Origin of the sequence: Rheinheimera sp. KL1 (genome assembly GCF_001275035.1) — a bacterium.
Classification (GTDB): Bacteria; Pseudomonadota; Gammaproteobacteria; order Enterobacterales; family Alteromonadaceae; genus Pararheinheimera; species Pararheinheimera tangshanensis.
The window spans coordinates 19196-35362 of record NZ_LAMX01000028.1; the positions used below are offsets into that span (position 1 = coordinate 19196).

Sequence of the window (16167 nt, forward strand, 5' to 3'; positions counted from 1 at the left end):
TATGCATGACGCATCGCTTTGGGCATCACTGCGTGCTGTTCTGCAGCTACCACAGATTTAGTAACCTTCGATAACAAAAAAGGCCGCACTAAGGCGGCCCGTTCAACGTTCTTTTGTTATTTGCTGATAGGTAAGGTTGGGTATTTAATACCAGCCATCTCGTTCATCACTCGAATCACCTGAGTGCTGTAACCAAACTCGTTGTCATACCATACATAAAGTACACAGCGGTCATCCTGCACTATGGTCGCCTGAGAATCGACCACACCAGCATAACGTGAGCCGACTAAGTCGCTGGAGACAATTTCAGTAGAACTGGTGAAATCGATCTGGTCTTGGAGCTCAGAAAACAGTGCTACTTTTTGTAAATAGCTGTTCAGCTCTTCACGGTTGGTTGTTTTATTCAGATTTAATGACAAAATTGCCATAGACACATTAGGGGTTGGAACCCGAATTGCATTTCCCGTCAGCTTACCTTTTAACTCTGGTAAGGCTTTTGCCACAGCGCTGGCTGCACCCGTTGAAGTGATCACCATATTCAGTGGTGCTGCACGACCACGACGCTCAGCTTTGTGGTAGTTGTCGATTAAGTTCTGATCGTTGGTGTACGAGTGCACAGTCTCTACGTGACCGTTTTTAATACCGTATTCATCGTTCAGAGCTTTTAACACAGGCGTGATCGCATTAGTTGTGCAGCTTGCCGCTGAAACGATGCGGTCTTGTGGCTGGATCATGTCGTGATTCACACCATAGACCACGTTGTGCACTTCGCCTTTGGCCGGAGCTGTTAATAAGACTTTCGCTGCGCCTTTGGATTTAAAGTGAATAGACAGTTCTTTGTCATCTTTCCAAATACCCGTGTTATCCACCACCAGCGCATCGTGAATGCCATAGGCGGTGTAATCGACCAACTCAGGTGAATCGGCATAAATCACTTTAATAAAAGTACCATTGGCCTTGATGCCACCGTTTTCTTCATCCACGGTAATACTGCCGTTAAACGGGCCATGGATAGAATCGCGACGCAGCAGACTGGCGCGTTTCTCTAAATCACCTTTGCGACCGCCCCGCACCACTATGGCACGTAAGCGTAATTTACTGCTTGGGCCTGAGCGCTCCAGCATCAGACGGGCTAACAAACGGCCAATACGGCCAAAACCATACAGCACCACGTCCACAGCTTTGATTTGATCGTCACGATGTAATATTTCAGACAGCTGACTATCTAAATACTGCTGTAAAGTTTGACCTTCACCAGCATTTTTGTACAGATAGGCAAAAGCCAGCTTACCAATATCGACGCGGCCTGGTGCCAGTTCCATGTTGGAAATTGCTTCAAGCACTGGGAAGCTTTCTCTTAAGCGTAACTTCTGCTGTTCAAAACGTTCGACTGTTTTATGTGCTTTAATGATGTCAATAGTGGTTGCATTGACCAGAGGACGACCATAAACCACAACCTCAATGCCTTTATTGCGATACAAACGACCTATAATAGGTTGCATGTTCTCAGCGTACTCCTGGCGCTCCTGCCAGCTGCGTTGATACTGTTCTTCGTGTGATAGAGTCATGGTTTCGCCTTTTACGTCTTGTAGGTTCAGAGGTGTGCCTGTGGTCATCGCCACATTCAGGCAGGCGCATTGTAATTGAACATGTAATACTACGACAACAATTACAAAAAGATTTTTTCTGAATTCTTCGTTATGCTGGAGGCAGAAAAGACGAATGAGATACTTATGAAATATTTGCTGGTAAGCGTTAGCTTGATATTGCTGGGAGCCTGCTCTGAAGGTGAGCTGACGCTACGTGCTGTTTGTGAAAAAGAACCTGGAATTTGCAACGACTTAAATGATGATTCTCATTGTAACCTGCAACGCCGTGACCTGATTATGCAGCGCTTTGAGGAAAAGCATCTGCCTTCGGATAAAAATAAATACCAGTTGCTGATAGATCTTGAAAAATACTCAAAATGTATTGAGTTGGCCGCAGGCATAGAGCATATCAAGCTGAAAGAAAAAACCAGCACACGCATGGTAGGTTATATAACAAGCCTTAAAGAGATCAAACGTTTAAGTGATGAAACCATCAGCTCTGATGATCCGCATCTGTTGTATTACCACTGGTCGCGTAATAAGAGTGACAGTCATCTGCAGCGATTTTTGCAGGCTGAACAAAATAATCAGCTGGAAACACCAGAGCTGCAAATGGCATTAGTCAGCTATTACAGTAAAAGAGACAGAGAAAAAAGCATTCAACTGCTGCACCATGCTTTGGAGCTTTATCCGCCACAACCTAAAGTCGACCCGGAAATTTATGCATCCTTGAGCAGTATGTTTTATAAGAAAAAAGATTACGCCAGCTCCTACCATTGGGCACTGCTGGCGCAGCAAAGCGGCGCTTTTAATGTCGAGCTGCAAGAGCTAAAAATTTATTTGGAGCAAGCCCAGCTAGATCACGAAAAAATTAAAGACACAGCTGAGCATACTATAGCTCAGCTGCAGCTGGGGCACTTTACTCCGCCGAAATTTTAACATCCGCGTTAAAGAGTAATGATACGGAGTTGACACAATACCTTTGCCCGGTGGGAGCCGGGCCATCGTCAAACACATGACCTAAGTGTGCATCACAGTGCTGACATAAAATCTCGATACGGTTCATGCCATGAGAGTGATCTTTTTCATACTTGACCTGACCTTTGATGGCTTTACTAAATGATGGCCAACCACAGCCAGAGTCAAACTTATCTGCAGAATCAAACAAGGGCTGCTGACAACAGATACAGTGATAACAGCCTGTTGCTTTATTGTGCAGTAAGGAGCCACTAAAAGGATACTCAGTACCCTTTTGCCGTGTCACTCTGTATTGCTCTTCGGTGAGTTGCTGACGCCATTCTTGTTCAGTTTTTTTCATTCATTACTCCAGGTCAAAGGACAGGCAGCAAAACAAAAAGTGCTGCGCTGTTCAACAGCAGTTTATGCCGACAGTACTCTTAATACGTAAAAAGCTCCTTGCGGAGCTTTTTATTTACTTAATTTTTTGCATCGGCCTGTCGGTATGACCCCAGTCGACATGGAAAGTTTTACCTTTAGCTTTATCCGTACGCTCAAAGGTGTGAGCGCCAAAATAATCCCTCTGCCCTTGCAGCAAGTTAGCAGGCAAGACGGCAGTACGGTACGAGTCGTAATAACTTAAAGCTGAGCTTAATGCAGATACCGGAATACCTGTCATGGCTGCTTCAGCCACAGCCCGACGCCAGTTCATCTGATTGACAGAAATTTGTTTGGAGAAAAACGGATCCAACAGTAAATTCTGTAAATCGTCGTTACGCTCATAAGCTTCAGTAATAGACTGTAAAAACACTGCGCGAATGATACAACCTGCGCGCCAGATTTTTGCAATCTCAGCAAAATTCAGTTGCCAACCATGCTCAGCTGCTGCGGTCTTCATTAAATCAAAGCCTTGTGCATACACACAAATTTTGGCGCAGTACAGTGCGTCATGCAGCTGCTTGATCATCTGCTCAGCAGTCTGATTTGTGCAATGTTCACGCACAGGACCAGATAACAACGTAGATGCTAACACCCGCTGATCTTTTAAAGTCGACATAGAACGGGCAAATACAGCTTCGCTGATCGTAGGTGCAGGACAACCTAATTCCAGACTGCTGACTGCAGTCCAAAGACCAGTGCCTTTTTGTCCTGCTTTATCCAGTATCACATCGACCAGGGGTAAGCCTGTTTCTGAATCTTTCGTGGCCAGCACTTCAGCGCTAATTTCCATCAGGTAACTGTTTAATATGCCCTGATTCCACTCTTTAAATACTTTGGATACCTGCTCTGCACTCATACCAAGTGCGTCACGCATCACCTGATAGACTTCACAAATCAGCTGCATATCGGCATATTCGATACCGTTGTGCACCATTTTGACATAGTGACCTGAACCGCCCGGCCCAATATAAGTGGCGCAGGATTCTCCCTCTGTCACCGGATTACCGGGTTCGTGCCGTTCCAGCGGACGACCTGTTGCCGGGTCAACTTTGGCCGCAATAGCGCGCCAGATAGGTTCAATCCTGGTCCATGCATAAGGATCGCCACTTGGCATCAAGGAAGGGCCAAAACGGGCCCCCACTTCACCACCAGAGACCGCTGTACTGAAGAAAATAAATTTGCCTTCGTAGTGTTTTTCACGGCGCACCGTGTCTGTCCACAAGCTATTGCCTGTATCAACAATAATGTCATCGGCCTGAATACCGGCATCGATCAGTTTTAAACAGACATCATCAACAGGCTTGCCGGCTGGCACAGATAAGATCACTAAATGAGGAGAGGATAAACGCGACAGGAGTTCTGTATAAGAGCTGCAGCTGATGACCCGGGCAGGTTTATCGCCCCGCTCGGCTTTGTCCTGCGCTATCACAGCTTCCAGTTTTTTATGGTCTAAATCAAAAGCGGCAACCCGATAACCGTGATCAGCCAGGTTTAAAATGAGGTTCTTCCCCATGACACCTGCGCCGACAAAACCTATATCACATAATACGGATGTCTCAGACATTTGATTTTCCTTTTAAAATCCGGCACTGCAAAAGTGGCCGCGATTATACTGGAAAACTGCGGATAAAGAAAAAGCCAAGCTGAAAAAACTCAGCTCCAAATGGATAAAGATCGTGCGCTTTGCATATAACGTGTTCTTATTGCTGATTTTTCCAGCGGTTCACCTGTGTCAAATTCCGTATCCAGCAACAGCTGCCAACTTTTTTTCGGTAAATCGACCTGCAGTGGATGATCCGCTGCGTTGATAATCACCAAAAGACTTTGCTGATCTTTTAAATGCTCTATCACAAAAACACAGTTGGTTTTGTAGGGATCAGTCCAATGTTCGTCTTGTTTCACACTTCCATCGGGCAGATACCAGCTCACCTGATGTTTGTCACCATGCAATTGATACTGATCATCCAACAAAGAGAGTTGCTGCAGACAGCTAAATTGTTGGCGTAGCCGAATCATCTTTTTGACAAAAGCTAAAAATTGACTGGCCTGATAATCCAGATGCCAGTGTAACCAACTGATCTCATTGTCCTGACAATAAGCGTTATTGTTACCTTGTTGGGTTTGACTCAGCTCGTCTCCTCCGAGCCAGTGCACTATGCCCTGACTGAGCATCAGAGTGGCGACTAAATTTCGTTTGTGCTGGTATCTGTTGCGCAGAATATCAGCGTCGCTGCTGGGACCTTCCACACCGTAATTGACGCTTAAATTATGACCATGCCCGTCACGATTTTGCTCTGCATTCAGCCAGTTGTGTTTATCCTGATACGACACCATATCCTGCAAGGTAAACCCATCGTGATAACTGATGTAATTCACACTGCAACAAGCTGGCTTATGATGTTTCTGAAAAATATCGCGGGAGCCTAACAACCGGGTAGCAAATTGTGGTAATTGGCCAGGATCCTGACGCCAGAAAGAGCGAAAGGTGTCTCTGCATTTATCATTCAGTTCAGACCAATGCGCCGGAAATTGTCCAAGCTGATAACCAAAGGGACCTAAATCCCATGGTTCGGCTATTAATTTCACCTGACTTAATACAGGATCCTGTGCTATCACCTGTAAAAAAGTAGCGTACGCATCAAAGCGTTTATGCTCTCGGGCTAAAGTCACGGCCAAATCAAAACGAAACCCATCGACTTGCATCTCAGTGGCCCAATAGCGCAATGCATCCAACACCAAACGCTGTGTCATTGGATGAGCAACGTTGAGTGTATTGCCACAGCCACTGTAATTGCAGTTCTGCTGGTAGTCGGTAATATCGGCATGATTTTCAAACAGGTAATAATGCCGGTTTGCCAGGCCTCTGAAGCTTAAGCGGTAATCTTCTGCTTCAGCCGTGTGATTAAACACCACATCCAGAATGACTTCCAAGCCATGCTGGTGATAAGTGCGAACCAGCTCTTTAAACTCCTTGACCGCATCACCTACCTGATAGCGGGCGTCCGGAGAAAAAAAGTTGATGGGGTTATAACCCCAGTAATTACTTAGTTTCAGCTTTTCTAACCGAGGTTCACTCATAAAACTGGCGACAGGCAACAATTGAACCGTCGTGATACCTAAGTCTTTTAAGTGCTGGATCACAGCGGGATGGCACATGCCCTGGTATTTACCACGCAGAGGTTCCGGCACATCAGGATGTAGTTTGGTCAGACCTTTGACATGAGCTTCGTAGATAATAGTTTTTTCACGGGGGATGGCTGGTTTTTTTGAGCCTTGCCAGTCAAATTCAACGGTTCTTAGCACAGCCTTAGGCACCATATAATGGCTATGCACCTGATAAAGTCGTTCGTTCCACACCAAAGCCCGGTTTAACTGTTTGGCGTAGGGATCAATCAACAGACGGTTACGATCAAACACTAAGCCTGAACTGGCCTGACACACGCCTTCTGCACGTAATCCATACAGAGTGCCTTGCTCAATGCCAGCCACATGCAAGTGCCATGATTCACCAGTGCGGGCGAAAAACTCAATTTCTGCCAAGGGCTCTTCTGTATCAGCACAAAACAGACATAACCAAAGCGCCGAAGCATCAGGAGCGTAAACCGAAAAATTCCAGCTGTCCGATCCGGTTTGCTGTGGTCCTGGTGGATATACACTACCCACTGTGCTTATCCATTCAGACATCTGCTCTGCCTTGCTGCTCACGATATTTTTCTTCTCAAATACAGGGTCGATAAAGGAGGTAAATCCAACTGCACCATGTAGTTTAAACCGAAGGCTGCAGCTGCAAAGGCAGATAAATACTCTCCGACAGGGTAATTACTGCCCCAATAGTATTCGCTGTCCGTATTGAGGATGACTTCGTATTCGCCAGGCTCAGCTACGGATAAACGGAAGCCGCTGCGAGGGACTGGCGTAAAGTTACTGACCACGTACACCGCATTAGCGTGTTTATCCAAACGATAAAAACTCAAGGTACTGTGTTCAGCATCCTGATAATTAATCCAGCGAAAACCAGCCGCCTCATGGTCCAACTGATGCAATGGGGGGCAAGCTTTGTAGGTCAGGTTTAAGTCACGGAACAGCTGTTGTACGCCCCTGTGTTTATCAAAAGACAATAAATACCATGGCAACTGCTGGTTATGATCCCACTCAGTGCCCTGGCCAAATTCATTGCCCATAAAGTTCAGCTTTTTACCTGGATGGGCAAACATAAACGCATAATAAGCGCGTAAATTCGCAGCTTGTTGCCACTCATCTCCAGGCATCTTATTGATAATACTACCTTTGCCATGCACCACTTCGTCGTGAGATAACGGCAGGATAAAGTTCTCGTTGTACGCGTACACCATAGAAAAGGTTAAATCGTTATGGTGGAACTTCCGATAGGCGGGGTCTTTTTTAATGTAACGCAGGGTGTCATTCATCCAGCCCATATTCCATTTAAAGCCAAAGCCTAAACCACCTAAATCTACCGGCCGGGTGACGCCATCAAAAGAAGTGGACTCTTCAGCTATCATCATGGCCTTCGGATACTGCCGATACACTTCAGTGTTGAGCCAGCGTAGCAGACTGATGGCTTCGTAATTGTGATTACCACCATCAACATTTGGCACCCACTCGCCGTCCCGACGTGAGTAATCCAGATACAGCATCGAAGCTACGGCGTCGACTCGCAAGGCGTCAATGTGGAAGTAATCCAGCCAGAACAAAGCACTGGCCACTAAAAACTGACGAACCGGGTCTTTACCATAATCGTAAATGCAGGAGTTCCAATCCGGATGCCAACCACGGCGAGGATCTTCGTATTCATACAAATGGCTGCCATCAAAGCGGGCCAGTCCATGCGCATCTTCCGGAAAATGCGCCGGAACCCAGTCTAAAATCACTCCAAGTCCGGCCTGATGACAGGAATCGACAAAGGCCTTGAACTGATCAGGGGTGCCAAAACGTGAAGTCGCGGCAAACAAACCAAGTGGCTGATAACCCCAGGAGCCAGAGTATGGGTGCTCCATTACCGGTAATAACTCTATATGGGTGTAGCCCATGTCCAGCACATAAGGAATAAGCTCAAGTGCAAGCTCAGTGTAGGTTAAAGGTTCGCCATGCTGATTATGCTTCCACGAGCCCGGGTGCAACTCGTAGATGCTCATAGCTTCGTGATAAGGATCAACAGTACGCTCTTGCCACTTCTGATCCTGCCATTTGTACTGTGAGTGGTCGAACACCAGCGATGCGTGTGAGGGGTACTGTTCGGCAGCAAAAGCCAGCGGATCGGCCTTGTGCGGTAGCAAATTACCAAAGCTGTCTTTGATTTCAAATTTATACCGAACACCGGCTCCAACTTCAGGAACCAGCAACACCCAATGACCACATTCGGTGCGCTGCATAGGATGACGCCTGCCATCCCATTGATTCATATCACCAATCAAACTCACACTGGACGCATTGGGAGCAAACACTGCAAAACGGGTCGCTTTGAGTGTCTTTTTACCCAGTTTCAATTCGACCAACTGAGCACCTAGCTGTTTATACAAATTCTCTGGCTTACTGTTGACAAAGTGTACGGCGTAGTAAGCCTCTTCTTCAAACTGATAAGGGTCGACCAGCTCGTAGCTATGGTGATGCGGTGTTTCAATCTGAAAGTAATAAGGACTGGTTTTGCGTTTAGTTGGCAATTCAAGCTCAAATAAACCGTGTAACACAGACTGAGCAACCATCTGCCCTAAAGACTTGCGGGTCGCAAGATCAAAAACTTCAACCTTTGCGGCATCCGGCAAATAAGCCCGGATCATAAAGCCTTTGGTTGTCCCTTTTTGCCAAGACAATACAGAAAATGGAGAAGAACAACTGGCAGAGGCTAACTGAGTTACGGACATGAACTATCCTTTTGATTTTTTTACCGTCTTAATTTCTAAGATAACAAATTAGATTAAAACTGCCATGCGGTTTTGGCAGTTTTATGGCCGAATTATTTGAAGCCATAACTTTAATTTATTTATGGCTTTAAAAATTCAATGTCATTTACATCGCTTGAGTCAGTTAATTGCGGCGCAAACGAGTTAGCTCTTGCAGCAACTGATTGACATTCTGTTGCTCTGATAGTTGCTCGATCGTCATCGTTAGTTTGCGGCGCCAGTTCGGATATTCATCGCTGGTGCCCGGAATATTGACAGGTTGCGTCATTTCCATCCAATCTTCCAATTGTAAACACAACAACTGGCTGGAGCCTTTAGCCACATGGCGCTGAATCGCATAACTCAATTCAGTGCTCATGCCAACGTGATCGACATTATGGTCAAAATGAGGAGCTAACATCTGGTGACCATGCAATGAATCAAGAATTTTTTGCTTATCTTTGTGACGGGATTCAAAAAGACCCGGCAGCTGATCATCACAGTACAGCCCTACTTCTTTACCTAAATGCAAGTCACCACAGTGCCAATAGCCAATTAAAGTAGGCATATCATGAGTGGTTAAGGTCGCCATCGCCTGCACCGGATAATGGGCTGGAGACACGTAACCACCATCTTCAGCTTTTTCGAAGAAAAATACCCGATAAGAGTACATACCGTATTCAGCCAGTATTTCGCGAATACCATCCGGCACAGTGCCCAAATCTTCCCCTATCACGACCACCTGATGACGCTGCGATTCAAGAGCCAAAATACCTAACAAATCCTGAATAGGATAATAGATGTAAGCGCCATCACCAGCACTTTCAGCGCCTTTCGGCACCCACCATAAGCGTAATAAAGCCATCACGTGGTCAATACGCAGCGCACCAGAGTTCTGCATATTGGCGCGGAACAAATCGATCATAGGACGGTAGGCTTGCTGAAACATCTGATAAGGCAACATCGGAGGTAAGCCCCAGTTCTGGCCTTTGGGCCCTAAAATATCCGGCGGCGCACCAACACTGGCATCGCGGCAGTATAGATCAGGATTCCCCCAGATTTCGGTTGAAGCTTCACTGACGCCAACAGCCAGGTCACGGTACAAGCCTAATAACATACCCTGTTCTTTGGCAAAAGCTTGTGCCTGAGCCAACTGCTCTCGGGCGATAAATTGCAGGTAACAATAAAAATCCAGTTCATCTGCATGGGCTTTGGCAAAAGCCAATACTTCATCGCTGTCTGGTCTTTGCCAGGCTTCTGGCCATACTGGCCATCCCCAGGCATGACTATCTTTTTGGATCAAATGCGCGTGAATTGCATCATAAAGCGCCAGTTGTAATAAACTTTCACCAGATTGTTGTTTAAATACAGAAAAAGCCGCAGCCAGTTCAGCGTGTTCAGACTGGTGTTCGATAAACCATTGATACAACGCTTTGAATACAGGCAGTTTCAGACGGGTTACAGCGCTATAATCGACCCATTGTGCAGCGCGCGCAGCGTCCAACTGTTGCTGAAATCCTGGCGCATTGACCAGCTGTTTTACCTGCTTGCATTGATCAAAACCAGGCATTTGTGGCGCAGCTACATAAATGATATTTAACCAGCGACGGGACGATGGACTGTAAGGACTCGCAGATTCCGGCATGGCTGGATACAGCGCATGGATAGGATTTAACCCAACAAAATCAGCGCCTTGTTTAGCTAAATGACCAAGCAGGAAACGTAAGTCTGCAAAGTCACCTATCCCCCAGTTTTGATCAGAGCGTACACAATACAATTGGACAGATACACCCCATTGTTTTTGTTTTTTAAATTCTGCTGGCTGGAAGCACGCAGACGGCGTGATGATCAGCGATTGTACAAAATCCAGCTCACCCAGAGTCAGGCTTAAACTATGATAACCCTGGTCAAGCAAAACAGGTAACGTCCATTGATATTGCTGATATTCTTCGCCGTCAAATACCATCACCTGATTTAAGTCAGCATCATCAGTTGCTGTCACTGTAAAAGTATGTGTTTTGCCTTGTTCTGTGGTCAACACCAGCTCTAAAGGCGTATTGGCTAAAGCGATAGGTAACTTCAGTTCGATTTGGATATCGTGCCCGGCTTTTTGCACAGAAACAGGATCCAGTAACTGCTCCCAATGATCTTGCTGACGCTCCAGAAGCTGCTCACGAGCCAGTGCATCGTTATCTATGGCAAAGCCTGAGCTGCTAGCAAAGTGAGTAAGTTTTTCTCTGCGACTTCTGATTGATTGCCCCATGCGTCAGTAAATTGTGTTTCTATGCCGGTAAAGGAATCAGATCAGAAAGTAATTGTTTGTCCATAAAGGCTCCAGCGACCTGTTTTTTGCTCAGAAAAGTAAATGGTTAGGAAAAATTAACTATCACAGTCTACTCCAGATTCAAGACCCGGATTAACAAAATACGAATGCATAACTTTTTTGTACTTGAAAAGAATGACAAAAAATGTAATTTTATTACAGAATTAAATTACAGTCTGGGGATAGGTTATGACAATTCGTGTAGCAATTAATGGTTTTGGTCGCATTGGCCGCAACGTTTTACGCGCTTTATATGAATCCAAAAAGAATTACGACATCAAAGTTGTAGCCATCAACGATTTAGGCGATGCTGCTATTAACGCTCATTTGCTTAAATACGATACAGCGCATGGCATTTTCTTCGCTGACGTTGAGCACTCAGACAAAGCTATTTTCGTTAACAAAGACGAAATTTTGACTTTAAGTGAACGTAGCCCGGCGAATCTGCCGTGGGCAGAATTAAATATTGACGTGGTGCTGGAATGTACAGGTCTGTTCACCAATCGTCAGACTGCAGGAGCTCACTTAAGCGCAGGCGCTAAAAAAGTTATTATTTCTGCTCCAGCGAAAGATGTGGATGCAACAGTAGTGTACGGTGTGAACCACGATGTCATTACTAAAGATATGACCATCATCTCAAACGCCTCATGCACCACCAACTGTTTATCTCCTATCGCTAAACCATTAAACGATGCTTTAGGCATTGAATCTGGTTTAATGACGACTATTCATGCGTACACCAACGATCAGCGTTTAAGTGATGTATACCACACTGACGTGCGTCGTGCCCGTGCAGCAGCTATGTCAATGATCCCAACACAAACTGGCGCTGCCGCTGCCGTAGGTTTAGTCGTACCAGAGCTGAAAGGTAAATTTGACGGTTTAGCGGTACGAGTGCCAACCCTGAACGTGTCGTTAGTGGATTTATCTTTTATTGCCGGTCGTAACACCACAGTTGAAGAAGTCAACGATATTATCCGTAAAGCTGCAGCTCAGAGTCCGATGAATCAGGTATTAGCTGTCAACGATTTACCATTGGTGTCTGTCGACTTTAATCACAATCCAATGTCCTCTATTTTTGACGCCAGCGAAACCCGTGTAAATGGTCGTTTAGTCAAAGTCATGGCCTGGTATGACAACGAGTGGGGTTTCAGCAACAGAATGCTTGACAACACTGTTGAGCTGATGAAATTTTCAAAGTAAGGTATTGAGACTATACAGGGGCGGCTTTTTAGCCGCCTTTTCTTTCTTTAGCGTTTGAGATAATCCAATGAGCAATAACAGCATTACTGAACAATCTGGTTTCGCCCACCTGACAGACCTACCTTGTTATGTACTCCAATGTGGTCAGGCCACAGCGGTGATCAGTAGTTATGGTGCTCATTTGCTCTCGTATAAGCCAGAGGCAGAGGTGGAACTGGTCTATCTGTCGCCTGAAGCTGTCTGGCAAAATAATACTCCTATTCGTGGAGGTGTACCTGTGTGTTGGCCCTGGTTTGGCCCTGCTGCGGCAGAGTTCAACCCTAAAGCTCAGAAGTTGCCCAATCATGGTGTGGTGCGGACTGAATTCTGGCAGGTGATACAACAATCCGTCACTGAAACCGAAGTCCGTATTGAATTTCGTATAACAACCAAAGAGTTGCCTTATACTAACGCGCCTTCTTACTTAAGTTTGACCCTACAGTTAACCGAAGCAGCGTTAACCCTGACGCTAAACTCAGATCAGGGCGTACAGCAAGCTGCATTGCATAGCTATTTTACCGTGGATTCTGTGCATCAGGTTTCCGTCAGCACTTTGGCAGGCGCTTATCTGGATAAAGTGAAAGCCGGCGAGCGCTTTGACCAACAACACCCTGAACTGAAGTTTACAGCAGAAGTCGACAGGGTTTATCTGGATACAGCGGATGAGCTGACGTTAGAACAAGCAAAAAATGCTGTGCAAATTGCTCAGCAAGGTCATGATGCCAGTGTGCTCTGGAATCCATGGATAGAAAAAGCAGCGGCGTTAAAAGATTTGCCTGATGATGGGTATCTGGATTTTGTTTGTGTCGAAACTGCGCGTCTGAGCCTGACCACTTCAGCTCCTCTGCACCTGGTACAACAAATCCGCTATTTAGGCCAGCTGGAATAAAAAGGCAGCAACAACAACTTTTCCCCTTCTGTGGCATGAAGCAGCTGAAGCTGTAATTGCCACTTCATCCGAGGCTGACTGCAAGCCCCCAATACCATTTCGGCCTGGTACACTCTCGCTTTCCCCTCAACAGTTTTGAACAATAAGGGAATAGTGCCCATAGTCATCGACAATCCTGTGACTTCTGCCTGTTTGATTTGCCAGCCATCAGATAACTCAACAGTCCAGTGCAGAATCTCTTCAACTGGCGCATCGGCAGGGGCTAAACTGACAGTGAATCGTGTATCCTGATGCAGTTGCAACACTGAGGTCTGAGGTTCTGTCTTTTGATCTGAGCAACCACTAAGACAGACTAAATAAAAAGCCAGAAACAGCAATCTCATCTGATTAATTTCCGTAAATAAAGAGCAATAAGTCTAACTTCTTGTTGCGATGAAACGCAAAACATTGCTGCAATTGGTTATTTTGCGACCAGCAGTATTGTTCTACATCATAAAAACGGCTGTTTCGCCTATCTTTTTAAAGGCAAAACTCGTATTATTTCGCCCCAAAATGGTTAGGAGTTTAGTTGCTTTGCTTGTTCTGAAGGCTGCTACACTGTTAACCAACAATAAGAAGGGTCACCTTAGGGTGAATTTTTAATCACTAGCAATAAACTGCAGCGGAACTCAACATGAGCCAGACCAAATCGTTAAATGTTGACTACAACTATACCGTTGTCCGCCTTTTTGCCGTCACCACAGTATTGTGGGGTATTGTCGGTATGGGGTTGGGTGTATTACTTGCGGCGCAACTGTATTGGCCCGCACTTAATTTCGACACGGCATGGTTTACTTACAGTCGTCTTCGTCCTCTTCACACTAACGCAGTAATCTTCGCCTTTGGTACAAGTGCCCTGTTTGCCACATCTTATTATGTGGTGCAGCGTACCTGCCAGGTCAGGCTTTTTGCAGAAAAGCTTGCGATGTTTACTTTTATTGGCTGGCAAGCAGTCATTATCGCTGCCGTGATTACCTTACCTATGGGTATAGGTAACAGTAGTAAAGAATATGCAGAGCTGGAATGGCCAATTGACATTCTGATTGCTGTGGTTTGGGTTTCGTATGCTGTGGTGTTTTTTGGCACCCTAGTCAAACGTAATACCAGCCATATTTATGTGGCGAACTGGTTCTACGGCGGCTTTATTATCACCGTTGCCGCCTTACACATAGTCAACAGCATGGCTGTGCCTGTGTCTTTCACCAAGTCGTATTCTGTCTACGCTGGTGCTGTGGATGCGATGGTGCAATGGTGGTATGGTCACAACGCTGTAGGTTTCTTATTAACAGCAGGCTTCCTGGGTATGATGTATTACTTCGTACCAAAACAAGCTGGTCGTCCTGTGTATTCCTACCGTTTATCTGTAGTGCACTTTTGGGCTCTGATCGCATTATACATTTGGGCTGGTTCTCACCACTTACACTACACTGCCCTGCCAGACTGGACTCAGTCCGTTGGTATGGTGATGTCAGTCATCCTGTTCGTTCCAAGCTGGGGTGGCATGATCAACGGTATCATGACCTTATCTGGTGCCTGGCACAAACTGAAAACTGACCCTATCTTACGTTTCCTGATTGTATCTCTGTCCTTCTACGGTATGTCAACTTTCGAAGGCCCGATGATGGCGATCAAGTCAGTAAACGCCTTATCACACTACACAGACTGGACAGTAGGTCACGTTCACTCAGGTGCTTTAGGTTGGGTTGCTATGGTGTCTATCGGCGCTATCTACCACCTGATCCCGAACATCTATAACCAAGGCCGGATGTACAGCATCAAGCTGATTAACACCCACTTCTGGTTACACACTATTGGCGTGGTTCTGTACATTGTCGCTATGTGGATCAGCGGCATTATGCAAGGCATGATGTGGCGTGCGGTCAACACTGACGGCACTCTGACCTACAGCTTTGTACAAAGCTTAGAAGCCTCTTACCCGTTCTACCTGATGCGTTTTATCGGTGGCTGTTTTGTCGTCACAGGTATGCTGGTCATGGCGTATAACGTTGTGAAAACTATCAGAGCGAAAGATGGTGCTCTGGAACCAGTAGCTGAAGCAGCGTAAGGAGCTTATTGTGTCTAAGAACTATCATGAATTTTTTGAGAAAAGTGCAGGCTGGTTAGCCATAGGCACAGTGCTGGCAATCAGTTTTGGTACACTGGTTGAAATCACTCCTCTGCTGTTTTTAAAAGAAACCACCGAACCTGTGGACGGTTTAAAACCGTACACAGCGCTGCAACTTGAAGGTCGTGACATTTACATCCGTGAAGGTTGTGTCAACTGTCATAGCCAGATGATCCGTCCGTTCCGTCATGAAGTGGAACGCTACGGTCACTACTCTGTTGCCGGTGAAAGTGTATGGGAACATCCATTTTTATGGGGTTCAAAACGTACTGGTCCTGATTTAGCCCGTGTAGGCGGTCGTTATAGTGACGACTGGCATTATGCGCATTTAATCAATCCACGTGACGTTGTACCTCAGTCGAATATGCCAGGTTTTCCATGGCTGGCGACTAATACGCTGGATGGTGAGTTAACTCCGAAAAAGATGGAAATCTTTAACAAGTTAACTAAAGGCAAAATGTCGCCGAACGATGAAGACGGTCTGATGTATTCAGCTGAAGAAATCGCGGCAGCGACAGAGTCTGTCAAAGGAAAAACAGAGATGCAGGCGTTAATTGCATACCTGCAATCCCTTGGCACAGCGCTGAAGTAATTATGATGGATATTGCAACCCTACACAGTATTTTCACCGTGCTAGTGTTTGTAGGTTTTATTGGTCTGTAGTC

At 45.9% G+C, this 16167-nt stretch carries 12 protein-coding genes; 5 read left to right on the forward strand and 7 right to left on the reverse strand.

What is annotated here, in order from left to right; genetic code table 11:
* Window positions 1-116: 116 nt before the first annotated feature.
* On the reverse strand, window positions 117-1616 hold the full coding sequence (locus WH43_RS16685) for a glyceraldehyde-3-phosphate dehydrogenase (RefSeq protein ID WP_286049896.1): 1500 nt from the start codon (window positions 1614-1616) through the stop codon (window positions 117-119).
* 117 nt (window positions 1617-1733) lie between these two features.
* Here WH43_RS16685 and WH43_RS16690 point away from each other — a divergent pair, with 117 nt between their 5' ends.
* Complete coding sequence (locus WH43_RS16690) at window positions 1734-2528, forward strand: DUF2989 domain-containing protein (protein WP_053425718.1); 795 nt, start codon at window positions 1734-1736, stop codon at window positions 2526-2528.
* Here WH43_RS16690 and msrB read toward each other — a convergent pair.
* From msrB to malQ, 5 genes are all read right to left on the reverse strand, one after another.
* Entirely contained in the window at window positions 2509-2907 is a 399-nt protein-coding gene (gene msrB, locus WH43_RS16695; RefSeq protein ID WP_053425719.1) for a peptide-methionine (R)-S-oxide reductase MsrB, read from the reverse strand. The two genes, WH43_RS16690 and msrB, sit on opposite strands and share 20 nt — an antisense overlap.
* A 114-nt stretch (window positions 2908-3021) precedes the next feature.
* Window positions 3022-4551: an NADP-dependent phosphogluconate dehydrogenase gene (gene gnd / locus WH43_RS16700; protein WP_053425720.1), complete on the reverse strand. Its 1530-nt coding sequence runs from the start codon at window positions 4549-4551 to the stop codon at window positions 3022-3024.
* An 89-nt stretch (window positions 4552-4640) separates the two neighbouring features.
* Entirely contained in the window at window positions 4641-6671 is a 2031-nt protein-coding gene (glgX, locus tag WH43_RS16705; protein WP_053425721.1) for a glycogen debranching protein GlgX, read from the reverse strand.
* A 17-nt stretch (window positions 6672-6688) separates the two neighbouring features.
* Window positions 6689-8866 (reverse strand): 1,4-alpha-glucan branching protein GlgB, encoded by a 2178-nt coding sequence (gene glgB, locus WH43_RS16710; RefSeq protein WP_053425722.1) that lies wholly within the window; start codon window positions 8864-8866, stop codon window positions 6689-6691.
* 163 nt (window positions 8867-9029) lie between these two features.
* A complete protein-coding gene (gene malQ, locus WH43_RS16715) occupies window positions 9030-11147 on the reverse strand; it encodes a 4-alpha-glucanotransferase (protein ID WP_286049897.1) in 2118 nt (705 codons plus the stop codon).
* 249 nt (window positions 11148-11396) lie between these two features.
* Between malQ and gap the strand changes: the two genes are divergently transcribed.
* The gene (gene gap, locus WH43_RS16720) at window positions 11397-12410 is read left to right on the forward strand and encodes a type I glyceraldehyde-3-phosphate dehydrogenase (protein ID WP_053425723.1); all 1014 of its coding nucleotides are present in this window, start codon (window positions 11397-11399) and stop codon (window positions 12408-12410) included.
* A gap of 67 nt (window positions 12411-12477) precedes the next feature.
* Window positions 12478-13338 (forward strand): D-hexose-6-phosphate mutarotase, encoded by an 861-nt coding sequence (locus WH43_RS16725; RefSeq protein ID WP_053425724.1) that lies wholly within the window; start codon window positions 12478-12480, stop codon window positions 13336-13338.
* On the opposite strand, the gene WH43_RS16730 is transcribed toward WH43_RS16725, so the two are convergent.
* Window positions 13317-13721 carry a hypothetical protein gene (locus tag WH43_RS16730; protein WP_053425725.1) on the reverse strand — a complete coding sequence of 135 codons (405 nt, stop codon included), beginning with the start codon at window positions 13719-13721 and terminating at the stop codon, window positions 13317-13319. The two genes, WH43_RS16725 and WH43_RS16730, sit on opposite strands and share 22 nt — an antisense overlap.
* Before the next feature lie 290 nt (window positions 13722-14011).
* Here WH43_RS16730 and ccoN point away from each other — a divergent pair, with 290 nt between their 5' ends.
* A complete protein-coding gene (gene ccoN, locus WH43_RS16740; protein WP_053425727.1) occupies window positions 14012-15442 on the forward strand; it encodes a cytochrome-c oxidase, cbb3-type subunit I in 1431 nt (476 codons plus the stop codon).
* Between the two features lie 10 nt (window positions 15443-15452).
* Window positions 15453-16094: a cytochrome-c oxidase, cbb3-type subunit II gene (ccoO, locus tag WH43_RS16745; RefSeq protein WP_053425728.1), complete on the forward strand. Its 642-nt coding sequence runs from the start codon at window positions 15453-15455 to the stop codon at window positions 16092-16094.
* Window positions 16095-16167: the final 73 nt, after the last annotated feature.